Annotated in this window: 22 protein-coding genes; 10 read left to right on the plus strand and 12 right to left on the minus strand. The window is 62.0% G+C overall.

What is annotated here, in order from left to right; translation table 11 throughout:
• Positions 1-90: 90 nt before the first annotated feature.
• Positions 91-1260, plus strand: coding sequence for a low temperature requirement protein A (locus R4P64_RS05375; protein ID WP_317819638.1), 1170 nt, complete (start codon positions 91-93; stop codon positions 1258-1260).
• Positions 1261-1461: 201 nt separating this feature from the next.
• Here the strand turns inward: R4P64_RS05375 and R4P64_RS05380 are convergent, their stop codons facing one another.
• The 6 genes from R4P64_RS05380 to R4P64_RS05405 all read right to left on the minus strand — a co-directional run bounded on the left by R4P64_RS05380 (position 1462) and on the right by R4P64_RS05405 (position 9023).
• Positions 1462-2805, minus strand: coding sequence for an MFS transporter (locus tag R4P64_RS05380; protein ID WP_045066516.1), 1344 nt, complete (start codon positions 2803-2805; stop codon positions 1462-1464).
• A gap of 40 nt (positions 2806-2845) precedes the next feature.
• On the minus strand, positions 2846-5149 hold the full coding sequence (locus tag R4P64_RS05385) for a cytochrome P450/oxidoreductase (protein ID WP_287164482.1): 2304 nt from the start codon (positions 5147-5149) through the stop codon (positions 2846-2848).
• Positions 5150-5306: 157 nt separating this feature from the next.
• Complete coding sequence (locus R4P64_RS05390) at positions 5307-5990, minus strand: IclR family transcriptional regulator (RefSeq protein WP_287164396.1); 684 nt, start codon at positions 5988-5990, stop codon at positions 5307-5309.
• Positions 5991-6096: 106 nt separating this feature from the next.
• The gene (locus R4P64_RS05395; protein WP_033235887.1) at positions 6097-6810 is read right to left on the minus strand and encodes a type 1 glutamine amidotransferase; all 714 of its coding nucleotides are present in this window, start codon (positions 6808-6810) and stop codon (positions 6097-6099) included.
• Positions 6803-8056, minus strand: a complete 1254-nt coding sequence (locus R4P64_RS05400; RefSeq protein WP_045066517.1) for a Mur ligase family protein — start codon at positions 8054-8056, stop codon at positions 6803-6805. Before R4P64_RS05400 ends, R4P64_RS05395 begins: the two co-directional genes overlap by 8 nt.
• Before the next feature lie 25 nt (positions 8057-8081).
• Positions 8082-9023: an EamA family transporter gene (locus R4P64_RS05405; protein ID WP_317819641.1), complete on the minus strand. Its 942-nt coding sequence runs from the start codon at positions 9021-9023 to the stop codon at positions 8082-8084.
• A gap of 72 nt (positions 9024-9095) precedes the next feature.
• On the opposite strand from R4P64_RS05405, the gene R4P64_RS05410 reads away from it, so the two are divergent.
• Positions 9096-9989, plus strand: a complete 894-nt coding sequence (locus tag R4P64_RS05410; protein WP_033235890.1) for a LysR family transcriptional regulator — start codon at positions 9096-9098, stop codon at positions 9987-9989.
• Positions 9990-10061: 72 nt separating this feature from the next.
• Here R4P64_RS05410 and R4P64_RS05415 read toward each other — a convergent pair whose 3' ends face one another.
• Both R4P64_RS05415 and leuA read right to left on the minus strand, forming a co-directional pair.
• Positions 10062-10442, minus strand: coding sequence for an SHOCT domain-containing protein (locus R4P64_RS05415; RefSeq protein WP_033235891.1), 381 nt, complete (start codon positions 10440-10442; stop codon positions 10062-10064).
• Between the two features lie 207 nt (positions 10443-10649).
• Positions 10650-12458 (minus strand): 2-isopropylmalate synthase, encoded by a 1809-nt coding sequence (gene leuA / locus R4P64_RS05420; RefSeq protein WP_033235892.1) that lies wholly within the window; start codon positions 12456-12458, stop codon positions 10650-10652.
• 271 nt (positions 12459-12729) lie between these two features.
• Here leuA and R4P64_RS05425 point away from each other — a divergent pair, with 271 nt between their 5' ends.
• The 4 genes from R4P64_RS05425 to R4P64_RS05440 all read left to right on the plus strand — a co-directional run bounded on the left by R4P64_RS05425 (position 12730) and on the right by R4P64_RS05440 (position 15803).
• Entirely contained in the window at positions 12730-13098 is a 369-nt protein-coding gene (locus tag R4P64_RS05425) for a hypothetical protein (protein ID WP_317819644.1), read from the plus strand.
• 112 nt (positions 13099-13210) lie between these two features.
• Positions 13211-13447 carry a hypothetical protein gene (locus tag R4P64_RS05430; RefSeq protein WP_233364838.1) on the plus strand — a complete coding sequence of 79 codons (237 nt, stop codon included), beginning with the start codon at positions 13211-13213 and terminating at the stop codon, positions 13445-13447.
• A 49-nt stretch (positions 13448-13496) separates the two neighbouring features.
• On the plus strand, positions 13497-14762 hold the full coding sequence (locus R4P64_RS05435) for an aspartate kinase (protein ID WP_317819646.1): 1266 nt from the start codon (positions 13497-13499) through the stop codon (positions 14760-14762).
• Between the two features lie 6 nt (positions 14763-14768).
• Positions 14769-15803 carry an aspartate-semialdehyde dehydrogenase gene (locus tag R4P64_RS05440; protein ID WP_033235894.1) on the plus strand — a complete coding sequence of 345 codons (1035 nt, stop codon included), beginning with the start codon at positions 14769-14771 and terminating at the stop codon, positions 15801-15803.
• 62 nt (positions 15804-15865) lie between these two features.
• On the opposite strand, the gene R4P64_RS05445 is transcribed toward R4P64_RS05440, so the two are convergent.
• Both R4P64_RS05445 and R4P64_RS05450 read right to left on the minus strand, forming a co-directional pair.
• Positions 15866-16207, minus strand: coding sequence for an Imm51 family immunity protein (locus R4P64_RS05445; protein ID WP_033235895.1), 342 nt, complete (start codon positions 16205-16207; stop codon positions 15866-15868).
• A 43-nt stretch (positions 16208-16250) separates the two neighbouring features.
• Complete coding sequence (locus tag R4P64_RS05450) at positions 16251-16892, minus strand: TetR/AcrR family transcriptional regulator (RefSeq protein WP_317819649.1); 642 nt, start codon at positions 16890-16892, stop codon at positions 16251-16253.
• Between the two features lie 147 nt (positions 16893-17039).
• On the opposite strand from R4P64_RS05450, the gene R4P64_RS05455 reads away from it, so the two are divergent.
• Complete coding sequence (locus tag R4P64_RS05455; RefSeq protein ID WP_317819651.1) at positions 17040-17972, plus strand: oxygenase MpaB family protein; 933 nt, start codon at positions 17040-17042, stop codon at positions 17970-17972.
• An 83-nt stretch (positions 17973-18055) separates the two neighbouring features.
• Here the strand turns inward: R4P64_RS05455 and R4P64_RS05460 are convergent, their stop codons facing one another.
• Positions 18056-19372 carry an HNH endonuclease signature motif containing protein gene (locus R4P64_RS05460; RefSeq protein ID WP_317819653.1) on the minus strand — a complete coding sequence of 439 codons (1317 nt, stop codon included), beginning with the start codon at positions 19370-19372 and terminating at the stop codon, positions 18056-18058.
• Positions 19373-19639: 267 nt separating this feature from the next.
• Between R4P64_RS05460 and R4P64_RS05465 the strand changes: the two genes are divergently transcribed.
• The 3 genes from R4P64_RS05465 to R4P64_RS05475 are packed head-to-tail and all read left to right on the plus strand — an operon-like array spanning position 19640 to position 23566.
• On the plus strand, positions 19640-21415 hold the full coding sequence (locus R4P64_RS05465; protein ID WP_317819762.1) for a multicopper oxidase family protein: 1776 nt from the start codon (positions 19640-19642) through the stop codon (positions 21413-21415).
• Positions 21416-21453: 38 nt separating this feature from the next.
• Complete coding sequence (locus R4P64_RS05470) at positions 21454-22668, plus strand: CoA transferase (protein ID WP_317819655.1); 1215 nt, start codon at positions 21454-21456, stop codon at positions 22666-22668.
• A gap of 1 nt (position 22669) precedes the next feature.
• On the plus strand, positions 22670-23566 hold the full coding sequence (locus R4P64_RS05475; protein WP_317819657.1) for a hydroxymethylglutaryl-CoA lyase: 897 nt from the start codon (positions 22670-22672) through the stop codon (positions 23564-23566).
• A gap of 14 nt (positions 23567-23580) precedes the next feature.
• Here the strand turns inward: R4P64_RS05475 and R4P64_RS05480 are convergent, their stop codons facing one another.
• A complete protein-coding gene (locus R4P64_RS05480; RefSeq protein ID WP_317819658.1) occupies positions 23581-25215 on the minus strand; it encodes a multicopper oxidase family protein in 1635 nt (544 codons plus the stop codon).
• Positions 25216-25348: the final 133 nt, after the last annotated feature.

Raw genomic sequence — 25348 nt, forward strand, 5'->3', positions numbered from 1 at the left:
TCTACACGTATCACGACAAACCCGGCTGTAGTGGACAATCTCGCTGAGTGGGTCCAGCGCATCCGCTATCGGAGCGCTACTCTGCGAACCGTGAGTCGTATCAATTCATTCATCCGGCCGTTGGTTCCCCGTGATCCGCATGAGGCACATCGAGTAGCCACACCACTCGAACTGCTGACGGACCTGTGCTTTGTCGTGGCAGTTGCCCAGGCAGCCACGGGCCTTCACCACGCGATCAGTGAAGGGCACGCGGCCACAGGTGTCGGGCACTTCGCGATGGCGTTCTTCGCAATCTGGTGGACGTGGCTCAACTTCACGTGGTTTGCCTCCGCCTACGACAACGACGACGGCATTGCACGACTTCTGACGATCTTCCAGATTCTGGGCGCGCTGGTACTGGCAGCCGGGATTCCGCGCTTCTTCGACAACGATCCGCTGCTGATCATTCTCGGCTACGTCATCATGCGAATAGCCCTGGTGATTCAATGGGTTCGAGTGTCGAGGAACGATCCCGAACACGCACTCACCGCCCGTAGATACGCCCTCGGCATCGTGCTCGTTCAACTCGGGTGGATCGGCTTCTACTTTGTACCGGCCGCGATCTACGTTCCGACGTTCCTGTTCCTGGTGCTGTGCGAATTTGCTGTGCCGGTGTGGTCGGAGAAGCCGGGAATGACGCCCTGGCACCCGCACCACATCGCGGAACGGTACTCACTGTTCTTCATCATCGTTCTCGGCGAAACGATTCTGTCCACCACCGTCGCGATTCAGGACGCGGTGTCCGGTGAACATCCGGCGGCCAAAGTGGCGTACGTCGTGGTCGGCGGAATCCTGATCGTCTTCAGCCTGTGGTGGCTGTACTTCCAGCGAAACGCCGGCGACGCTCTCGGCGGCGACAACGTCTCGCCCTTCGTCTGGGGTTTCGGGCACTACTTCATCTTTGCCTCCGCCGCTGCCATCGGTGCCGGATTGGCTTCCCGCGTCGACTACTGGACCGGTCACGCCGAAGGCAGCGCGTTGGTGACCGGTGCGGCCGTCACGGTGCCGGTGGCCATCATCTTGGCAGCGCTGTGGTTCATTCACATCCGCTTTCACGATTCGTCGACGCGAACCCTCGTGCCATTCGGCGTCGCTATTGCGGTGATCCTGGGCGGTACTTTCACCGCCGTCCCGGAATTGGTGGCCGGTCTGGCCTGCGCGGCACTGCTGGCAGTGGAGTTGGTTCTCACCGAGGGAACGAAGGACTCTGCCGCGCACTGATCGCGAGGCGTGTTCTCGAAATGACGACCAGAGTAAGGCCGTCGGTTCAGTCTCGCATCGTCGAAAATCCAGATCCCAGGCGCAGATCCAGATTTCCGACGATGCGTTGCAAACCGAGTCTCTACAGACACCACACGGGAGTCGGAGAAGGTCCGCCCAATGACCTCGTTGCCGTTCTCGACGTCCTCGGGGCTGCAGTGACTACTCGACCTTGTCGAGGTCGACTCCCTTGGTCTCGCGGCTTGCCAACAGGGCGATCACAGTGATCGACATCGTGATCACCAGGTAACCCACGACCATGCCGACGCCGTGGTTCTCGATGAGCCAGATGGCGATGAACGGGGCGGGCGCACCGGCGAGGATCGACGAACCTTGGAACACCAGCGAGGAGCCGGCATAACGGTAGCGGGTCGGGAACAACTCGGTGATCCAGGCTGCTTCCGGGCCGGCGAGCATGCCGTGGAACAGTGCGCCGACGCACACACCGAGCCACAGCATCGGAAGACTCTCGAGCTGCACGAGCCAGAAGAAGACCGGCGCCCAGATCATGAGGACGACAGCGGGCACGAGCATTGCGATGCGGCGGCCAACACGGTCGGACCACGCTCCGCCACCGATCATGCCGACGAACTGGAACACCGAGGCGAAGGTAACGGCCATGATGACATCGCCGCGCGCAAAGTCGAAATATGTGGTGGCGTAAGCGATAACGAAGATCGTATAGATGTAGAAAGCGATGTTTTCACCGATTCGCATACCGAGACCGATGAGCACCACACTCGGTCGCGACAAGGCTTCGACAATGCTCGAGCGTTCTTCCTGCGGAGCCTGTGCGGCTTGCTCCTGTGCGGCCTTGAACACAGGCGATTCCTCGACGCCGCGGCGCACCCAGAAGCCGATGGCGAGCAGCGGGATCGCGAACAGGAAGGCGATGCGCCAACCCCACTGGTCGAACGCCTCGTCCGGGACTGCGAATACGAGAATCGAGACCACGACAGTGGCCAGAACCGTACCCATCGGAGCACCGGCCTGCGGCCACGAGGCCCAGAAACCGCGACGCTTGGGTTCGCCGTACTCACTGACCAGCAGCACTGCGGCACCGAACTCGCCGCCGAGCGCGAAGCCCTGGATCATGCGCAGTACCACCAACCCGACAGTGGCCCAGATGCCCACCTGTTCGTAGGTGGGTAGCAATCCGATCGCGGCAGTCGCCGTACCCAGCAGAATGAAGGTGGTCACCAGCATCGGCTTGCGGCCGTACTTGTCGCCAAGGTGTCCGAATACGATGCCGCCGAGCGGTCGGGCGACGAAGCCGAGGCCCTGGGTGGCGAGTGCGAGCAGCAGCTTCGCAACGCCGCTGTCGCCCGGGAAGAAAAGCGGCCCCAGGACGGTGGCGGCGAGGATGCCGTAGATCGCGAAGTCGTACCACTCGAGAACTGCACCAGCCATGCTGCCGGTCAGTACGCGCTTGAAACTACTGCGGGGGACGGCGTCGCTGACGGGAGGCTCTTCCAGGTCGGAGACCTGGGTTGTCTGTGATCCCATGAGGATCCTTTCGGGTCGGGAAGAAACGGGGAAATGTGGGTCAGAGCGCGAGTGTGATCTTCTGTCCGCAGGCGCGCGAGCAGCAGGTCATCATCGATTTATTCTGAGCGCGTTCGGTTTTCGTGAGCACCATGTCTCGGTGATCCACCTCGCCGTCGAGGACGGGGGCCTCGCACGAACCGCACAGGCCTTCCTCGCAATCGCTGGGGATGTCGATATTGGAGGCGCGCAACGCGTCGAGGACGGTCTGATCGGCAGCGACCTGGATTGTCAGACCTGAGTCGCGGAGTTCGACCTCGAACGCGTGCTCGTTGGACGGGTCGAGTGTCGCGAGCGTCGAGGTGAAATGCTCGACGTGCAGCGAGTCTTCCGGCCAGTGCGCAGTAGCCTCTTCGAGCGCGGAGAGCAGTCGTTCAGGACCACAGGAGTAGATCTGAGTGTGTGCCGTCGCAGTGGAGAACACTGTCGCGATGTCGAGACGGTTGCCCAAGGCGCTGGAATGCACGACAAGGTGGTCGCTGTGATCGGCATTCAGCCTGTCGAGCATCGCCATCGTGGCGACATCGCGTCCGCAGTAATGGATCTCGTAGTCCTTGCCGGCGGCCTTGGCGTGATCGGCCATTGTCACGATCGGCGTGATACCGATGCCGCCTGCCACGAAGATGTAGCGCTCGGCAGCCGGATCGAGCTTGAAATGGTTGCGGGGCCCACGCATTTTGAGTGTGTTTCCGGCTTCGAGAGTGTGGTGCACGTAGCGCGAGCCGCCCCGGCTTTCGGACTCTTCGCGCACGGCGATCTCGTAGCGGGACAGATCGTCAGGGTTGCCGCACAGCGAGTACTGCCGCGTCAGATCGCCGAGATCGATGTCGATGTGCGCGCCCGGCGTCCACTTCGGAAGTGCTTTGCCTGAAGGATCGGAAAGGGTCACCGTGACCACGCCGTCGGCGGCGGGAGTGATCGCCTCCACTCGCACCGTGCGCGAGATATTGGTCTTGGACGGCTCGCCGACCTTCACGGGCTGTCGTCGCAGGAGAATCGAAGCATCGCGGAGTTCAGGGTTTGCGTCCGGATTCCACTGCACCCAAACATGATCCGGACCTCTGAATGAGGTGTTCGGTAGGTAGGTGAACTCCTGATCGGGGACGAGTTCCAGGTGTGGGAGTCGTGTGGTGATCTCCTCGAGGAAGATCTGCATCTCCATGCGAGCCAGATTCTTGCCCATGCACTGATGGCTGCCGTAGCCGAAAGTGAGGTGATCGCTGGAGTTCTCGCGGCGAATATCGAACTCGTCCCCGCTCTCGAAATGGCGGTCGTCGCGGTTCGCGGACGATGTGACGATCAGGAGCTTGGAGCCCTTCGGGATGTCGATGTCGCCGATTCGGGTGTCGGCAGTAGCCAGTCGGCGCCACGCGGCAACTGAGCCAGAATGCCGCAGGCACTCCTCGACGGCGTTCGGGATCAGACTGGGATCCTCGCAGATCTCCTGCCACACGCTCCGGTTTTCGAGCAACAAGCGGAATGCGTTTGCTGATGCGTTGGCGGTGGTCTCATGAGCGGCAACGATTCCCGCCATCATCATCGAGTGCAGATAGGAGTCGGTGACGACCTCCGGTTGTTCCTTCTGAACGCGGAGACCGTAGGGCATCCAGCCGTGGCCGGAGGGATCCTTGCGCATCTTTTCGAGCACCGTGCCTGCGTACTGCCAGAACTTGCCTACGGCTTCGGCGACCGCGACCTGTTCCTCGGGTGCGGGTCGGCCCCAGGTGTTGACGGTGTGCGCGATCGAGTACTTGCGTAGGTCGTCCATGTCCTCCTCCGGCACGCCGAGGAAGTGCAGCGCCACGGTGAGCGGGACCTCCCACAGCATTTCGTCGACGAGGTCGACCTTGCCTGAGTTCACGAAGCGGTCGACGTACTCGCGGACGAGGCGCCGAACCATCGGCTCGTGGTGCACGAGTTCCGCCGGTGTGAACGGATCCATCAATGCGCGGCGACGCGGCATGTGCGCCGGCTCGTCTTCGTTCACCAGGGTGCGCGACATCGCGTAGTCGTATTTGGCGAGGGTGGCGGTGGCTTCCTCCGAGACAGGGGTGATCTTCTCCAGTGCGATGGACGGCGAGAACAGGATGTTGTCGCGGAAGACGGCCTTGACGTCCGAATAACGAGTGACGACCCAGTAGCCGATTTCGGGACTGAAGAACACGGGCTCCTCGTCGCGGGACCAGCGCAGCGACGCAGCGGGGTCCACCTGGTAGTCGCCGCCGAAGGGATTGAAGCTGGCTGCCTTTCCGGATACCGGACATCCCGAGTTAAGGGCCGCATGATCGATCGGGCATCCGTTCATGACTTCTGACATCTCTATAAACCGTCCTGAACTGTGAAGTTACTAATAGCGCACATAGTGTGCTTTGAGCGCACTTCGCACAGGGTAAGTGAGGTCACATTCAAAGGTCAAGATGGCTGAAAAACACAGTCGGGCGAAGATTTCCCCGACGGAACGATCAGGCAGAGATGAGGCGTTCGAGTTCTCGCGCAGTGGTCATCACGGCTTGGGCAGCGAGTTCGGTGTCGAGACCGTCGATCGCCACGACGCCGACGCTGCGCTCGAGGTTCGTAGCCGATCCGAGGTTCTCCGGCAGTGCAATCCCGGAGGCAATGCCGATGGCGCCGTGCTCGAGTTGCCCCACAGTCAGGCTGTATCCGTCCTTGCGTGCCCGTTTGATCTCGTCGGAATCAGACGCAGCGTCGGGCCGCATGGCCAATATCGCGATACCGGCAGCACCCTTGTCGAGGGGGTGTCGCGTGCCGGTTCTGTATCCCACTCGGATGAGAGTGTCTTCGGGTTCGGCGACCATCAGTACAACGCAATCCTGGCCTTGCGCAACGGATATGAAGGCGGTTGCACGCGTGGTGTTTGCCAGTGAGTGGAGTAGTGACTGCCCGTCCCGGTTGAGCTGTGGCTCGAAGCAAGAACCGAGAACCGCGGCTCCGACACCAAGACGAATCCGTCCATCCTCGATGCGAGCGATCAGCGAATGTGCTTCGAGTGTCGAAACGATGCGATAGCAGATGGCTCGGTGCACGTCGAGCTCACGAGCAAGGTCCGCAACCGAAATCCCGGTCGGGAACTGGGCAATGATGTCGAGCGCACGCAGCCCACGATCCAGAGTTTGCAGGGTACTCATTGGCGTCCTGTTCGTGGTCGGGCGGTCCGTGTCGACTTTACGTTTCCAGGCGCCCTGGTGCGGTAAGCAGAAGTGCCGGGATGCAGAAGCGCTCCAACTCTACAGATCAGCGAACCGAGAGTCGTTCCTTGCGAAGCTGATCGACCTCGGGCAGGTGCAGGGGCTCGAGTGAGTCCACGCCCAGAGCGCGCATCAGTAACAGGTCTGCCAACTCGGGATTGCGGGCCAGAACCGGTCCGTGCATGTACGTGCCGATGACGGAACCCTGGGTGACGCCCTCCAGGCCGTCGCCGACACCGTTGCCGACACCGTGCGTGACGCGTGCGAAGCCGGACGCGTCGGCGCCGAGAGTGGTTCCACCACGATGGTTTTCGAAACCAGACAGCGGTGCGGTGAGCCCCTTGATCAAGGGCTTCGTGATGACTTCACCGATCGAGCGCTTTTCCTGCGGTGCGGTCGTGACGTCGAGCATCGACACGCCGTCGACGCGCTCGCCACTCGAGGTTTCGTACCAGTTTCCCAGAACCTGGATGGCAGCGCAGATAGCGAGGACGGGTGCGCCGCGTTCGGCCGCGCGCTGCAGTCCGGGGTATTTCGCGAGATGCCGGGTAGCGAGGCGCTGCGCAGAATCCTCCGCACCGCCGAGGGCGTAGACGTCGAGTGAATCCGGCACCGGGTCGTTGAGCGTGATGTCGACGATCTCGGCGTCGTAGCCGCGCATGCGCAGGCGCTGACGCAGGATCAGGGCGTTACCGCCGTCGCCGTAGGTGCCCATGACGTCGGGAAGGACAAGCCCGATGCGCACTGTCGAATCAGACATCGCGAGTCTCCTTGGCGATTGCGGTGTTCAGATCGCGGAATGCCGTGTAGTTGGCAAGAACTTCGACGCGACCGGGCGGGCAGGAAGCAATGGCGCGCAAGGGATCCGGCTCCAAGGTGTGCTCGACGCCGGCGTAGGTGAGGCGCACCGCGAGGTCGGTTCCGCGCTCACCCGCCGCGACTACCTTGACGCCTTCGAAGTGTTCGAACTTCACGTCCCACAGCCAGGAGAGATCCTCGCCGTCGGGGACCTGCCCGTTCACGGCAATGACCAAGCCGTCGACGGAAGGGTCGATCATCGACAGTGCTTCCTGCCAGCCGGCGGGATTCTTCGCGAGGAGCATGTGGACGGAATGGGAGCCCACCTGGACGGTGCTGTATCGCCCGGCAACTTCCTGGACCGTCGACGCGGCGGCAACTGCGCCGACCGGATCCGCGCCCAAGGCCACTGCAGCAGCGACGGCCTGAGCTGCGTTGCCGCGGTTGGCTTTTCCGGGAAGCGTCAGCGTCATCGGAATCTTCAAGCCATCAGGGCCGTAGAGATTGTCGTCGTCGAGCCACCACGCCGGCTCGGGCCGCGCGAAGTCCGAACCGGTACTGCGCCAGTGCTTTCCCTCCCACACGATGGGTTCGCCGGTGCGCGGGCAGCTGACGGAATCGCTTGCCCAGCCGCCGCCGGCCGCAACCCACACGACGTTGGGGGCGTCGTATGCCACGGAGGTGACCAGCACGTCGTCACAGTTGGCGACGATGACCGCATTCGGGTGCGCGTTGACGCATGCCCGCAGTTTGCGTTCGATCATGTTGATCTCGCCGACGCGGTCCAGCTGATCGCGGCTCAGATTCAGGAGCACGATCACTTCGGGGTTCACGGCGTCGGCGACATGGGGAACGTGAAGTTCGTCGACTTCGAGTGCCGCGACCGGCGCGTTCATCCGGTTTGCCAGTGCCGCGACGATTCCGGCGTCCATGTTGGCGCCGTCGGCCTGTGTTGCCACGTCACCAAGCGTCGCGAGTGCCGCTGCCGTCATGCGCGTTGTTGTCGACTTGCCGTTGGTGCCGGTGACGACAACGGTTCGCTTCCCGCGTCCGAGTTGGGTCATCAGCGTCGGGTCGATCTTGAGGGCGATGAGCCCACCGATCATGGAGCCCTTGCCGCGGCCGGCTTTCTGCGATGCCCAGGAGGCTGTGGCGGCAGCGCGCAGGGCGAGCTTTCCGCGTGTCGTGATCGATAGTCCAGTTCCCACGGCCCGAGTTTGGCACAGCGCGCCGTCAGACTTCGAGTCGTGCAGGTGCTTGTCGTACGGGTGTGTTCGACGGAACAGCGGCCTTGGGGGTGCGTCGGATCTGGGCGGCGCTTGCCCCGGCGATCACGACTACGGCTCCCACCAGTGACAATGCGCTGGGATTTTCGTGCAGGAACAGCCAGGATGCGCCGATTCCCACTACCGGGACGAGCAGCGAGAGTGGTGCGACCGTGCCTGCGGGATAGCGTCCCATCAGGATGGTCCAGATGCCCGACCCGGCGATGGTGCCGATCAACACGATGTACGCGAGTCCGATCAGCGCCGGCCACCCGTCGGCACTGAACGAGGTTCCGAGAGCCTCCCAGCCCGTGCTCGGACCTTCGACGGCAGCGGACAGGGCAAGCATCGGCAGCGGAGGAATGACGCACATCCACAACATCAGGCGCATGGGCGCTGGGTCCCCGGTGGTACCCGCAGCCGCGAGGCGGCTACCGAGGTTGCCGAAAGCCCAGGACAAGCCGGCCAGCAGGGTCAGGATCACTGGTAACAACGCGGCCTGGTGCGAGCGATCCCATCCGATCAGGGCCATACCCGCCACGGCAACACCGATGCCGGACACCTGCCACGCGCTGAGCTTCTCCCGCAACAGAACTGCGCCCAGTAGAACAGTGAAGGGAGCGGACGACTGCAGGACCAACGAGGCGAGACCGGTTGGCATACCCGTGTGCATCGCCCAGTACAGGAAGACGAATTGGCCGAAACCGAAACCGAAGCCGTAGAGCAACAGCCGTCGCGCCGGAACCTGAGGGCGCGGCACGAAGATCATCACGGGAATCGCGATGAGCAAAAAGCGCAGCGCGGCGAAGAAGTACGGCGGGAAGTGGTCGAGTCCGACCCGGATCGCCAGGAAGTTCAATCCCCACATGATCGCGACGGTCAATCCGAGAAGGCGGTCGCGAGGAGTCATGTCGTTAATCGTGAGCTGTGTAAAGCATCAGGACAAGCGAATAAAGATGGACCATTAATGTAGTTTTTCTACATGGATGCCACCCGGTTGAGAGTGCTGCGTGAGCTGGCGGACAGAGGAACGGTCGGAAGCACCGCCGACGCCCTCTCCATGACTCCGTCCGCAGTCTCCCAGCAGCTCAAGATCCTCGCCCGCGAGGCCGGTGTGCCGCTCCTGGAACCGGACGGGCGCAAACTCAGGCTCACCGACGCCGGCCGTGCGTTGGTGCTGCGCGCCGACGACGTGGTGGCCGCTCTCGAACGTGCGGACGCGGAGATGGCGTCGTACCGGGGTTCGCCGCGAGGCAAGGTGCGGGTGGCGTTCTTTCCGTCCGGGGCGGCGCTGCTGCTGCCCAGGGTGTTGACGGCACTCGAAGGGTCCGGCGTCGACATCGATGCGTGCGACGTGGATCAGCCGGCGTCTGCGGTGCCGCGGCTTCTGGCCGATCACGACGTGATCCTCACCCATCGCGACGAACGCGCTGCGGAGACGTCGTTTCCGCGGGTGAGCGTGCAGCCTCTGATGCGTGAACCCATCGACTTGGTGCTGCGGCCGGATCATCCTCTGGCAAAGCAGGATTCGGTTCGGTTGGATCAGTTGGTGGACGAGAACTGGATCAGTGTGCGCGGAGGATTTCCGGTCGACGACGTACTGATGTCAGTCGCGGCTGTTACCGGTGTGCAACCTCGCGTCGGACATCGGATAAACGATTTCCGGGTTATCGAGGAGTTGGTCGCCGCCGGACACGGAGTGGCGTTGATGCCGCGACACGCGATCACACATCCTGCAGTGTCGAGGAAACCGATCGCCGGTGTGCGTGCTGCCCGGGTCTATGAATTGGCCACGCGATTGCACGCCGATCGAAGTCCCGCGATCGCAGTGGTGCTCGCGGCGTTCCGCGACGTTGCACGGGCCGTCGGAGAATAAACAAAACGGGAGCGACACGATTAGTGCCGCTCCCGCTTTGATGGTGCAACCTGCAATTGAACTGAAGATGAATCAGGCTGCCAGAGCCTTGGCCTTCAGGGAGGCGAATTCGTCTTCGGTAATGGTGCCGGCGTCGAGAAGTGCCTTCGCGTCTGCGATTGCCTCGGCGGGAGACTTACCCGCTACCTCACGAATGTAGCTGTCCTGTGCCTGCTTGACCTGGTGCGCTGCCTCCATGGAGCGCTGAGCCATACCGTCGCTCTTGACGATCAGGTAGATGAGCGCCGTGAGCCAGGGAATGACGAAGAGGAAGAATACCCAGATAGCCTTCTTCCAGCCTGAAGTCTTGTGGTCGCGGAACAGGTCCGTAATGATTGAGAACAGCAGAATCAGGTATGCGACGAACGCAAAACTGACGAGTATCACCCAGAGGAAATCCCAGAAGGAATCCATGTCGAGCCCCATTTCGCAGGTCGGAATTGTCTGAGATGAACTATCTCACGCGGTGACCACATCCGCATCATCCTCAAAGGATGAAATAACGGTAATGAATTCTTTAATATCCGATTCAGGACGTACGTCGTTCATCGAAAGTCGATGTGAAGTTCAGACAAGTGTGGCTCCTATCCGAATGGATAGGAGCCACACTCGACAGTTGTCCTAGCTAGCGCGGTTAACTGCCGAAACCACTGCTCGCAGCGACGCCGTCGTAATCGAGGTAGCGATACCGACGCCCCAGACGACGGTGCTCTGACCGTCGGGGCCGGTCACGGCGCACTCGACGTATGCGGCAGCCTGAGCGTCGTCACCAGCGGACATGGCGTGCTCGGAGTAATCGAGAACGCGAACGTCGAAGTTGATGCTTCCCAGAGCGTCGACAAAGGCAGCGAGCGGGCCGTTACCGGTACCCGAGATCTCCTGCTCCTTGCCGTTCACCTTTACGATCGCGGTGATCGCATCAGTGCCACCGTCCTCCTCGGACGCGGTGACCTTCTGCTTCATGCGCTCGAGCGGGCGGACGGGAGCCAGGTACTCCTCGTGGAAGACGTCCCACATTTCCTTCGGCGAAACCTCGCCGCCCTCGCCGTCGGTGATCTTCTGGACGGACTGCGAGAACTCGATCTGCAGACGACGCGGCAGCACCAGACCGTGATCGGCCTTCATGATGTACGCGACGCCACCCTTGCCGGACTGCGAGTTCACGCGGATGACGGCCTCGTAGCTGCGGCCGACGTCCTTGGGGTCGATGGGCAGGTACGGAACCTGCCACACGATGTCGTCGACGTCGGCGTTCTGGCCGTCGGCGTCGATCTTCATGGCGTCGAGGCCCTTGTTGATGGCGTCCTGATGGCTGCCGGAGAACGCGGTGTAGACCAGGTCGCCGCCGTACGGATGACGCTCGTGGACGGGCAGTTGGTTGCAGTACTCGACCGTACGACGGATCTCGTCGATGTTGGAGAAGTCGATCTGCGGGTCGACGCCACGCGTGAACATGTTCAGGGCGAGGGTGACCAGGCAGACGTTGCCGGTGCGCTCGCCGTTGCCGAACAGGCAGCCTTCGATGCGGTCGGCGCCGGCCTGGTAGCCCAGCTCGGCTGCAGCGACGCCGGTGCCGCGGTCGTTGTGGGGGTGCAGCGACAGGATGACCGAGTCGCGGCGAGCCAGGTTGCGGTGCATCCACTCGATGGAGTCGGCGTACACGTTGGGCGTGGCCATCTCGACCGTCGCGGGCAGGTTCAGGATCACCGGGTTTGCCGGCGTGGCACCCAGGGTTTCGGTGACGGCGTCACATACTTCCTTGGCGTACTCCAGCTCGGTGCCTGTGTAGGACTCGGGGGAGTACTCCCAGCGCCAGTTGGTGTCCGGGTACTTCTTCGACTCGGCGAGCACCAGTTCGGCGGCGTCGGTGGCGATCTTCTTGATCGTGGCCTTGTCGGCGCGGAAGACGACACGACGCTGCAGGATCGAGGTGGAGTTGTAGAAGTGCACGATCGCGTTCTCAGCGCCTTCACACGCCTCGAACGTGCGCTTGATCAGCTCGGGACGCGACTGCGTCAGCACCTGGATGGTGACATCGGACGGGATTGCGCCGTCTTCGATGATTTCGCGGACGAAGTCGAAGTCCGTCTGGCTTGCCGACGGGAAGCCGACCTCGATCTCCTTGTAACCCATCCGGACCAGCAGATCGAACATACGACGCTTACGCGCCGGGCTCATCGGGTCGATCAGGGCCTGGTTGCCGTCACGCAGGTCCACGGCGCACCACTGCGGGGCGCGGTCGATGACTTTGTCCGGCCAAGTGCGGTCCGGCAGCGTGACCGTTTCGACTTCTTCGGAGAATGGCCGGTAACGGAACGTGGGCATCGACGAGTTCTTCTGCGTGTTCCACGCAGGCTGGTCGGCCGGTGCCGGCTTGGTGGGAGGCGTGATGATGCGAGTGCCGGTGGTGAATGCGTCAGCGGGGGACATGGGGTGATCTCCAACGATTGTGGACCCGGCCTGATGACCTGTTGGTCATGACCGAAAGTCCGGAAGGCTTGGTCGACCGGCGCACACAAAACCCCGCGACGGGAGGCCAGTCTGGATCAGACCCCGTCGCGGCAACCAAGAAGGAGTGCGCGCTGCATGCACTGCACTCTACTCCTGGAATGTCGGCGAATGAGGTGGGGTATCGGCGACATGCCGAAATTGTCGTTGAACGGTGCTGTTGTTTCGTGCTCCGAAATGATCGACTGATCGCATGGATGATCCTCGAATTGCTGTGGCGCGCACGTACCTCGATGCGCTTCTCTCACACGACGGTAATTCAGTGCCGCTGGCTCCGGATGCCGTGCGACACGAGGCGGGGATCAAAACCGGGTTTTCGGGAAATCACTTGCGGCGCAGCCTGTCCGGCGGTCCACAGTTTCGTCTGGTGCGTGCGATCCGAGATGTGGAATGGAGCGTCGACGGCGATAATGTCGTAGCCGAGTACCTCCTCGACGCAGGGTTGTTCGGCAAGAATCTGATGACGGTCAACGTGCACGAGACCTTCCGGATACCTCCCGACGACCTCCGCATCCACCGCATCACGGCCAAGATCAAGCCCACTCGCGGCAATCGCCTGTGACCCGAGTGTCGCGATGGATACTCTGCTGTGTCCTGATCGTGACCGGTGCGTTGAGCACCGCGGCCTGGCGCTGGCTGTCGTGCGCCGGGATTATTTACACAATCAAGACATCGTGTCCCCGGATGCGGCTGTTGCAGTGTTCGACACCGTCGCGAGTTCACTGGTCAGCAGCATCCGCATCCTCCTCGCCTGCGGAGTTGCCGTCGCCGTTGTCGGTTACGTTGCCGGTGGTTCACGTTCCGCGACGTCAATGCGAAACGGGATCTCGCAACTGATCCGGCGTGAATCCGAACCCGAGGTAAGGGCCGAGGTCAGTACGCGTCGGGAAGTCCCAGGACCACGTCGGTAAGCTCGACCTCTGGTATCTGTAAACAATTTCGACCTGGAGGTAGAAACGCGTGGCTCTCGTCGTCCAGAAGTACGGCGGATCCTCGGTGGCAACCGCCGAGCGCATCCGACGAGTCGCTGAACGGATCGTCGAGACCAAGAAGGCCGGCAATGATGTCGTCGTCGTGGTGTCTGCGATGGGCGATACCACCGATGAGCTGCTCGACCTGGCTCAGCAGGTGTGCCCTTCCCCGCCGGCCCGTGAAATGGACATGCTGCTGACCTCGGGTGAGCGCATCTCCAACTCCTTGGTTGCGATGGCAATTCATTCTCTCGGCGCTGAGGCTCGTTCGTTCTCGGGCTCACAAGCCGGAGTCATCACGACCGGCAGCCACGGAAACGCCAAGATCATCGACGTCACGCCCGGCCGTGTTCGCACGGCGCTCGACGAAGGCTCGATCGTTCTGGTCGCCGGATTCCAAGGCGTCAGCCAGGACAGTAAAGACATCACGACGCTCGGACGCGGTGGCTCGGACACCACCGCCGTTGCGTTGGCAGCTGCGCTCAACGCCGACGTGTGCGAGATCTACACCGACGTCGACGGCGTTTTCTCCGCCGACCCGCGCATCGTCCCCGACGCTCACCGCCTCAAGACGGTTTCCTTCGAGGAAATGCTCGAACTCGCAGCGTGTGGTGCCAAGGTACTCATGCTCCGGTGCGTCGAGTACGCCCGTCGTTACAACGTGCCCGTGCACGTCCGTTCGTCATACACCACCAAGCCCGGAACAATCGTGTCCGGATCGATGGAGGACATTCCTGTGGAAGAGGCCCTGATCACCGGAGTCGCGCACGATCGCGGCGAAGCCAAGATCACCGTTGTCGGATTGCCGGACACACCGGGACATGCTGCCAAGGTGTTCCGCGCTGTCTCCGATGCCGAGATCAACATCGACATGGTGCTGCAGAACATCTCCAAGGTGGAGACCAACAAGACGGACATCACCTTCACGCTGCCGACCGCCGACGGCCCCCGCGCCGTCGAGATCCTGACCAAGCGTCAGGAAGACATCGGCTTCACACAGATCTTGTTCGACGACCACATCGGCAAGGTCTCCCTGGTCGGTGCCGGAATGCGGAGCCACCCGGGCGTCACGGCCACGTTCTGTGAGGCACTGGCCAAGGCCGACATCAACATCGACCTCATCTCGACCTCCGAGATCCGCATCTCCGTGCTGGTCAAGGACACCGAACTCGACGACGCCGTGCGCGTTATCCACGCCGCTTTCGGTCTCGGCGGCGACGAAGAAGCTGTAGTACACGCAGGAACAGGACGGTAATTTCTGATGACAACAATCGCTGTTGTCGGTGCGACCGGTCAGGTCGGCATCGTCATGCGCACTCTGCTCGAAGAACGTAACTTCCCCGCGGACAAGGTGCGGTTCTTTGCATCGGCACGCTCCGCCGGTAAGAAGCTGACGTTCCGCGGCGAAGAGATCGTTGTCGAGGATGCCGCAGCAACGTCCGACGAGGATCTGAAGGGCATCGACATCGCCCTCTTCTCCGCCGGTGCGACGCTGTCTCGTGCGCAGGCTCCGCGCTTTGCCGCGGCCGGTGCGACGGTTGTCGACAACTCTTCCGCATGGCGCAAGGATCCCGAGGTTCCCCTCGTGGTCAGCGAGGTCAACCCACAGGACGCGAAGAACCTGGTCAAGGGCATCATCGCGAACCCGAACTGCACCACAATGGCAGCGATGCCGGTGCTGAAGGTTCTGCACGACGAAGCCGGTCTGCAGCGATTGATCGTCTCCAGCTACCAGGCTGTGTCCGGTAGCGGCATCGCCGGCGTCGAGGAACTCCTCGGCCAGGTGCGCGCCGTTGTCGGCGACGCCGAGAAGCTGGTTCACGACGGCAGCGCTGTCGACTTCCCGGCCCCGAACAACTACGTCGCCCCCATCGCGTTCAACGTCCTGCCGCTGGCAGGTTCGCTGGTCGACGACGGCAGCGGCGAGACCGACGAGGATCAGAAGCTCCGCAACGAGAGCCGCAAGATCCTCGGGCTTCCCGATTTGTTGGTTTCGGGCACCTGCGTGCGCGTACCCGTCGTGACCGGGCACTCGCTCGCGATCAACGCGGAGTTCGCCAACCCGCTCTCGGTTGCTCGCGCCAAGGAACTGCTGGCCGACGCTCCGGGCGTCGAGCTGGTCGAGGTTCCGACGCCGCTCGCCGCCGCCGGTGGCAACGCGTCGCTGGTCGGTCGCATCCGTCAGGACGAGGGTGTCCCCGAAGGCCGCGGACTCGCGCTCTTCGTCTCGGGCGACAACCTGCGTAAGGGTGCCGCGCTCAACACGATTCAGATTGCCGAGCTGCTGGTCGGCTAGTCCTTTGTTCGGTATCGGCCCCGCACCTAGGTGTGGGGCCGATGTCGTTTCGATAGGGAGTTCTAGTCGAGTTCGGAAATAGCGACGAGTCCGCCGAGGTACTCGGCATCCGAATACGCCTTGGCGAGAAGCACACCGAGTTCACCAAGAGCTTCGTGGTCGCCGCCGTACGCAACAAACATGCCCGCTTCGGGATCGGTGCCGAATCGGCCCTCCAGATGTGGTGCGTCGCGACCAACCACTGCATGGGCTACCGAAGCCCAGTCGTAGCCGGAACCTTCGAAGCCCTCTACCTGCTCGAATACCGCTGCCACCTTGCCGAAGTGCTGGTCGGTGAGCATCAGTGACCAGTTTCCGGGAGATGTTTCGAAGAGCTGCAGCGGTTCGATCGATGGTGATGTCATGCGTGTATTGAAGCAGATCCGACCGACAGGTTTCAGTGGTCTGCTAACGCCCGACCGACTGAGCGAGCGCAACGGCAAAGGTGGAAAGTCGTTCTCGGGTATACGTTTCGGGGTCGCTGACAGCCAACCGTCCGAGCATTTCGGCAAACGACATCATGGTGTGTGCGAGGAGAACCGGATCAAGGCCTTCGAGCTTCGGTTCGAGGGCAATCCCGGCGCGCGCTAGTTCTTCGGCGCGGGCGAAGACAGCTCCGCGAGAGAGCTTCAGCAAGCCGTGATACTCGCTTGGGGCGTTTTCGGCAGACGTCAGAATCAGGCGCCAGCGCGTCGGGTTCTCGAGTACGGCGTCGACGAAGGCGCCAACGGTCCCGGTGTATGACGCCGCTGGGCCGAGCTCGCGCAGATCTGTCGGCATGGTTTCGAGCACCTGAGTGATGGCTCGCTCGTGCTCGCGGCGTAGGAGTGCGGCGACGAGATCGGTCCTGGTGTCGAAAATCGTGTAGAGGACAGGCTTGCCGACGCCGGCTTCGGCAGCGACGGATTCCATGTTGAGGTTGTGCAGGCCAACACGACCGGTGACCTCGAATGCTGCGTCGAGGAGTTGTTCGCGTCGTTGCTCGGGCGCCATGCGAGGGGCGTATTTGCGTCGCGGTGTGTCCGTTGTGTCTGCCTGTGACCTGGTCATCGTGTGCCTCACCTCCGCTCCCACCCTAATCTGCCTGCCACTTCTTCGTTAATAATACGCAACCGTTGTATTCGGCATCTGCAATTGTTACGGTGGCGTTGTATTCAATGGTGGTTGGTGGGGCGGCAGAGATGAAGGGGACCTCGAATGTCTGGACTGGCTATGGATCGACCGCGTGAGGATTACGGCTTCTTCGGCCCAGGATCACCCAGTTGGAAGATCTGGGCCGCGCCGACAGCATTGATCGGCTTCCAGCGGTCGGTGGTGCTCGAGCACTTCGACCCCTTCCTTGCCGCGGCGGTGGCAGATATGAGTGGTATCTACAGTGATCCAGCGGGGCGACTCGACCGAACACTGGCATACTTCCTGACCGTCGCGACCGCCGATGGGCGGACGGTGATGGCCTTGTCCGACCATCTCATGACGGTTCATGCTCAGGCCACGGGCATCGAACCGATCACCGGAACTCGTTACAGTGCAAACAATCCGGCCTCGCAACTCTGGATCCATGTGACTGGTTGGCATTCGGTGCTCAAGTGCTACGAAATGTACGGTCCGGGTCCACTTTCTGCCGTCGAAGAGCAGCGGTACTGGGAGGAATGTGTAGTTGCCGCGCAGTTGCAGACATGCAAGGCATCCGACGTTCCACGCTCCCGCGAAGAGGTACGTGAGTACTTTGCAGAAGTCAGGCCCAGATTGTGTACCTCCGAACGTGCCAACCGAGCGATGCACTATCTGCTGAGAACGCCCAGGGCGCAGGGGAAAACGAAGTTCGCGACTTTCAGTCGATTGGTCGCGCCGGCAACAATCGCAACATTGCCTGGCTGGATGCGAACCATGGGTGGATTTGATCAACCGGCGTTGCTGGACAAGGCAATTGCACCGGCAGTGCGAACTGCGGTGCGTGTGGGTAGTTCGCCGAAGAATATGACCGCTGCTCTGAAAGTCATTGCGCCGATGACCGGCAAGGTGCTGGAGCGTCATCTGCGTGACGAGCAACCTCTCGACCCGAGGGTGGTCACGCCGGCGGAAATTCGGGAGCGATTCCCGCGCATCACCAAAGTTCCGCAGGCAGTCTGACTGAACCCACGGCTTTTGGCACCGCATCGAGGTCTCCTTCGATGCGGTGCTCGGCCGTGTTCTGTTGTGCCTGAGACGTTTTCTCAGGTTCGATAGGTGTTGTTTGCCGGTCTGGGGTGTTGCTGCGGGTCGATCGCCGGCGGCGGAATGAACCAGGGTTTGTTGTCGGCGCCCATCCGAATCTCCCATTTGCCAACAAATCCGGTTTTGCGGTGCATGAGCCGATGATGTGAACGACACAGCAGGACAAGGTTGTTCATCACCGTCGGCCCGCCGTTCGACCAGTGACGGATATGGTGGGCGTCGGTCCATGCCGGCACGCACTCACACCCTGGGAAGGCGCAGCCTTTGTCCCGGGCGATCAATGCGACCCGTTGTTCGGCTGTGACCAATCGTTTTCCGGGTCTCGCATCGAGTGGCGCTCCGTGGTCGTCGAGTAGGACTGTCGACAGGAAGCAGTCGCAGCCGAGCAGTCTGGTCTGCGAGACCGACAGTGGTCCCATCCACGGCATGTGGCCCACGTCGAGATCGGAGAGGTCCGGATCGAGTGAAGCTTCTTCCTCTGCAACGGCTTCTTGCGCCGCGCAGTCGCGATGTTCGGCGAGATCTCGGGCATTGATGTGCACGTTCAGATGCGGCCGCTGGCCGCCGTCGATACCGGTTTTTGCGCAATCGAGATAGCGGCGGATCAGTTCGGTGAATCCGTCGGCTGTTCGCTTGGCTGCCGACCGGGCATCGGGGGTTCCATCCGCAGCGGGGGTGGGCATGGTCAGATTCGACAGGGCCGAGAGAATCATTTCGCCGGTGACGGCGTCGAAATCGCCTCGAACGACAACCCGACCGTTCAACGTCGACGCGATCCGGAGCTCGTTCCGGTCGATATCTTCGGCCGGTGGAATGTTGTCGGACTCGAACATTCGCTCCAACGTGGCGATGACGTACCGCAGCTTGGTTGTTGTCGCGTCGACTCCTGATGCTGCAGCCAGGAGAACGTCGATGCACTGGGGAAGTGCCTCGGCCGGCATTCCTTTTGGTGGGGACTCGCAGAACGAAATAATCAGTGCCGCATGATCGAACGAGCAATCTCCGGCGTCGAAGCGTTGTGCGACTGCGGGAAACGCCCGCAGTGCGACGCCAAGGGCGGCGATCTTGTTTCCGGCAGGGATCTGCAGCATCGTATTTGCTGCCAGCCATCGGCCGACGCCGCGGTAGCAGAGCACCTGGTCGTCCGGGCGTAGCGAGAGTTCGTCGACCACGGCCACGCGGATCGCTTCGAGTCGCAAAATCTCCGCGCTCGCCTCGATTGCGGCCGAACGAAGGTCAGCTACCGGCGCTTGCCACAGCCTGGACCGTAATCCCACGGCAGAACCGGAAACCACATCTGACGTATCGATACTCATAGATTCCCCCGATTCGGATCCCCCGATCCGCATAACTCCATCCTAATCGAACACAGTTTCGAGTTCAAGGGTTTTCTCGAACTCTCGACTCGGTCTCGTCGATCAGGATTTCGAGTCCTCGGCGGAAGGCAGTCGGTGTTTGACCTCGAAGCCGCAGGGGTAATCCGGTCCGGATGCCGTCAGCGATAGGGGCCTGTAGTGGATGAACCTGTGGTGGGCAAGCCGCACAAGATCCGTCGACGCGCGGTGCTGCAGGGCTTGGGATTGATGGCAGGACTTGGCGCGCTGTCGGTGGGGTCCGCTTCAGCTCGGGAATCTGCGCACGCAGCTTTGCCTGACATCGACCCGCTGCGGCCGCTCCAATTGCCTTCGCCACGGTTGGAACCCTTTCGTGAGGCGCTGGTATTTCCGCCGAAATTGGCCGGTAGCGACCTGGAGCTTCGTGCCGCGTCGTCGATGCACCGGTTCCATCCTGACCTGGCGCCTTCGCCTTCGCTGGGGTACGGCGGGATGGACTACCTCGGGCCGACGATCGAGGCTCATGTCGAGCAGTCGTTAACGCTGCGGTACGCCAACGACATCACCACGCATCCTCTTGCCGCTGATGTGGATTCGCGTCTGCACGGTCTCAGCGACAACGATCGGACACAGGTTCCCACGTCGCTGCACCTGCATGGCGGTGTCACCGCGCCGCAGTACGACGGGAATCCCGAGTTGATTCAGCGTCCGGGCGAAGGATTGGTGCACGAGTTCGGCAATGCCCCCGGTAACGGGAATCCCAGCGGTAGCGGTAATCACTGGTATCACGACCACGCCATGGGGATGACTCGGCTGAACGTCTACGCGGGCTTGGCCGGTATGTATCTGCTTCGCGACAACTACGACACCGGTACGGCCGGCAATCCGCTCGGCTTACCGTCGGGGGAGTTCGAACTGCCACTGATATTGCAGGACAAGGTATTCACCTCCGACGGACGGCAAAGCGTCAGGTCGACGTGGACAACACCACAGGGTGCCTGGGATCCAGCGACGCCCGGAGACGTTGGCGTGGTGAACGGCGTTGTGTGGCCCAGAATCGAAGTGGCGCGGGGGTTGTACCGCCTGCGTGTCCTCAATGCCGCGTCGTACTCGGTGTGGAATCTGTACTTCGGAAATCGTATGCGATTCTGGGTGATCGGCTCCGAATCCGGATTGCTCGCAGCGTCAGCGCCGACGGATCATGTGCGTCTGAGCCCGGGCGAGCGGGTTGATCTCCTGGTCGACTTCGGCTTGCTCGAACCGGGTACCAGTGTGGAACTGCGCAACGATGAACCGGTGCCTTTGGCTGTGGCGCAACGCGGTACGCAGGTGATGCCCCTGTTCGCGCGGTTCGACGTGAGTAGCGCGAAGGGTTTCACCGGGTCGGTGCCGCAGCAATTGAGTTCCGCTGCCCCACCACCCCCGGCCGTGCCCGACGTAGTCCGCAATCTGACGATCATGCAACTGTCCCGGCCGTCGAGCTATCCGTCGATCACCATGTCGCTCAACAACTTGCGGTATACCGACTCGGATATCGAATTGCCGCGTCAGGGAACCGTCGAGCAGTGGAATCTGATCAACGTCACAGCAGAGCCGCATCCGATTCACCTACACCTGGTGACTTTCCGGGTCTTGGGTAGGCAGAGCATCAACACACCTGCGTACACGGCTGCGTACCCGTTGCCGGATCTCGGGACGCGCTGGACGCCGTCGGCGGACGATTTCGTGACCTCGCCGATGCGGGCGCCGGAAGTGTGGGAGACGGGCGCCAAGGATACCGTCATCGTGGATGCCAACTCCATCACGCGCATCATCGTGCGCTTCCCGACGGCCGACGAACTGGGCTTCGATCCCGACGCCACGTTCCCCCGAGCTGCGGTGGTAGATCCTGCGATGAAGGAACCTGCGATGGAACACAGTGGACACGGTTGTGGATCAGGCGATCTGCAAGGGTACGTCTGGCACTGCCACATGCTCGATCACGAGGATCACGACATGATGTTGAGGTATCGGCTGGTGACGTAACCTTTCGTAGGGAGAGACGTTCCCACGAGGAGGCTGCTGTGTCGGAAGGTGCGCCCACCGGGCCCCTGGACGGATACCGGGTAATCGAGCTCGGCACGTTGATTGCCGGACCCTTCGCCGGGAAACTGCTCGGCGACATGGGTGCCGACGTGATCAAGATCGAGTCGCCGGATCGCCCAGACCCGCTTCGCACCTGGGGACAGGCGGAGCAGGACGGTCACCGATTCTTCTGGACGGTCCACGCCCGCAACAAGCGCTGCGTCACGCTGGATCTGCGGGTCGAGAAAGGTCGGGAACTGTTTCTGGATCTGGTCGAACACGCGGATGTCGTGGTCGAGAACTTTCGCCCGGGCACTCTCGAGAAGTGGGGTCTGGGGTTCGACGTGCTCAGCGAGCGCAATCCGAAACTGGTGCTGGCCAGAGTATCCGGGTATGGGCAGACCGGGCCGAAGGCCAAGAGCGCTGGGTATGCCTCGGTGGCCGAAGCTGTCAGCGGTTTCCGGCACCTGAACGGTTATCCCGGCCAGGCACCGCCGCGTATCGCACTCTCACTCGGGGATTCGCTCGGCGGGATGTTCGCGGCACAAGGTGTGCTGGCGGCGCTTCTGTCCCGTGAGCGAACCGGCCGCGGCCAGGTTGTGGACGTTGCACTCACAGAATCGTGTCTGGCAGTGCAGGAATCGACGATTCCCGACTACGATCGCGGTGGCATCATCCGTCAACCCTCGGGAACCAGGCTCGAAGGAATCGCGCCTTCCAACATCTATCAGACCTCCGAGGGAAACTGGGTGGTCATCGCGGCCAATCAGGACACGCTCTTCGTGCGGCTGTGCACGATAATGGGTCGACCGGAACTGGCGCAGGACGACCGATTCTCCAATCATGTTGCGCGCGGCAAACATCAGGACGAGCTCGACGAGTTGATCGGCGCGTGGGTCGCGCTGCAGGACCCCAGCAGTCTGGTGGAGCGTCTGACGGAGGTGGGAGTTGTTGCCGGACCGATCAATACCGTCGAAGACGTGGTCAAGGATCCACAGTTGATCGAGCGCGGAATGCTGGTCGGTCACTACGACGACCGGATCGGTGAGGACGTCCTGGGCTTGGGCGTTGTGCCGACCTTCAGTGAGACACCAGGTTCTGTGCGGAATGCGGGAGCGTCGTCGCCGGGTCAGGACAACGCCTCCGTCTGGGGTGGACTCCTCGGGCTTTCGGACGACGAGCAGGCAACCTTGCTCGAGAAGGGAGTGATCTGACATGACGGTTACCGACGTCAGCATTCGTGAGGTGGGTCCGCGCGACGGGCTCCAGATCGAGGCCCCGGTGCCATTGTCGGAGAAACTTCGACTCGTAGAAGCTCTTGTTGCAACCGGTGTTCCGCGCATCGAGGCCACGTCATTCGTGTCACCGCGCGCCGTGCCGGCTCTAGCCGACGCAGAAGCGCTGGCAGCAGAACTGCACCGGTGGCCAGGTGTCGAGTTCTCCGCGTTGGTGGCCGGAATCGGCGGCGCAAAACGGGCGGTAGCGGCCGGTATGGGAACCGTCGAATATGTCGTCTCGGCCTCGAACGGTCACAGTGAAGCCAATACTCGATCCACCACCGAGCAGGCTACCGAGCGGATCGGGGAGGTGGTCAAGATTGTTCACGACGCCGGAGGTCGAGTCGAAGTCATCGTTTCGACGGCGTGGGACTGCCCGTTCGACGGACCTACCCATCCTGATCGAGTGTTGCGGATTGCGGAGCAGGCCAGGGAATTCGGCGCCGATCAGTTCTCGATCGCGGATACTATCGGCACGGCAACTCCGGGACGCGTCGCGCAGTTGATCGATGCGGTTGACGCCCATGTCGGCGACTACAACCTGGGCGTTCATTTTCACAACACACGCGGCAGTGGTCTTGCCTGCGCGCTGACAGCGGTGCAGCACGGAGTTCGGAACCTCGATGCCTCCACGGGTGGGCTGGGAGGTTGCCCGTTTGCTCCCGGCGCCAGTGGAAACATCGCCACCGAAGAACTGGTCTACATGCTGGGAGACATGGGCATTGCGACGGGGATCAATCTGGCCGCGTCCATCCGCGCGGCAGGTGTCGCGGAAGAGATTGTGGGTCATGCCGTTCCCAGCAACCTCCTGCGAGCGGGTGACCGGATCAGGTAGCGGGAGCGTCGAGGTCATCGGACCGTACGATATTTCAGCATCATGTCGTGGTCCTCGTGGTCGAGAATATGGCAGTGCCACACATAGCCCTGGATCTGTTGTGCCGCAGTGTGATGGCCAGGGTGAGCTGGGTCGTCCGGGCTGAATAATGCGTCCGGATCGAATCCGAGTTCCTCGGCGGTGGGGAACCTTACGATGATTCGGGTGACGGTGCCGCCGTCGATCCGCACGGTGTCCTTCCATCCGGACTCCCACGGCGCCGGCCCGATCATGGGGCCCCCGAGAAATCCGTCGGCAGCAGGCGTCCACTTGTAGCCGATAGGCGGTTGAGGATGTGCCGCTTGATATTCGAGGGTCTTCAAGGGTGCGCGTCCGAGAATGCGGAACATCACAAGGTGAAGGTGGATGGGATGTGGATCGGGCGTGATGTTGACGATGTCCCATTGTTCTACGGTGCCCTGGCGGGGCATTTCGATGTCGGTGCTGTCGAAGCGCAGATTGTTGAGAGACATGACGGCGGGTGGCAGGCGGAGTGCGTACGGCTGAGAGACGGTGACTGTTCGGATCACCGTGGGAACCTCGAGAGGCGGAAGCGCCGACGGTTGCCGTGCGCCGCCGCGCAGCGAATCCGGCACACCGCCGGTGAACCCGCGACGGGAATCGGCGACAAAACGGCAGAACACCGGCATTGCTACCTCGCCGAGCATTGCAGCCTGGAAGGGTGGTTGCTCGTCGTTGATCAATTCGACGGCATCACCTGCGCGGAAGCCGGTGAAATCCACGAGCACGTCGATGCGTTCGCCGGGTGAAAGCCGAAAGCTTGTCGTGCGTACCGGAGCGTCGAGTAGGCCATGTTCGTTGCCGATGACCGCGAAGTGCATCCCGTTGCTGAAGTGCAGGTTCCACACGCTGTACGACCCGGCATTGATGATGCGGAAGCGGTACAAACCGCGTGCCACATTCATCCGCGGCCATACCTTGCCGTTGACCACACCGACGTCTCCGACGGCACCGCCCTCCCAGGAACCCTGCGGGACGATCGGGGTGGAACGCACGGATTGATACCCGTCGGCCGTGAAGATCTTCTCCTGGAGAATCAGGGGCATCTCGTACTCTTCGGCGGGTAGTCCCAGTGGGTTTCCCTCTCGGCCGGTGTCGAATTCGTCACGCAGGAAATACTGACCGGCCAACCCGGCGTAGACATTCAAGCGGGTGATGCCCATGGCGTGATCGTGGTACCACAAATGGCCCGCGTGCTGTTCGTTCGGAAAATGGTGAGTGATGCTGCGTCCGGGAGCTATGGCTAGAAGCGGATGCCCATCGCTGCCGGGTGGTGTGACACCGCCGTGAAGGTGCAGCGACGACGGGGGAGCCAGTCGGTGATCTTCGGTGACTCCGTGGATGCTGGTGTCCATGTCGTCTGCCAGTGGATGGCGTTCGAGCCGGTTGGTGAAGTTCAGTGTGAGTGCCTCTCCGACATGGCATTCGATGGTGGGGCCCAGGTAGTGGTCACCGCCGAACCCCAGCGACGGCACAGCATCGAAATCCCGGTGGAATTGGTGGCGGTGTACAGCAGCGTCGAGTGAGAGAGTGGTTCCTGTTCCGGAAATAACACGCGGCCGGGGGAGTTCATCGACGAAGGGCGTCATGGGAGGTGAGTGAAAGATCAGTGGACTGCGCAGTTCGCTCCGGGTCGGAGTATGCGTAGCCGACACCAAAGCCGCGCTGGTTCCAGCGAGGCCGATCGCACGAAACAAAGCACGCCTCGTGAACCTTTGGCTC

It is taken from the genome of Rhodococcus sp. IEGM 1366, from assembly GCF_033142425.1.
Classification (GTDB): Bacteria; Actinomycetota; Actinomycetes; order Mycobacteriales; family Mycobacteriaceae; genus Rhodococcus_F; species Rhodococcus_F globerula.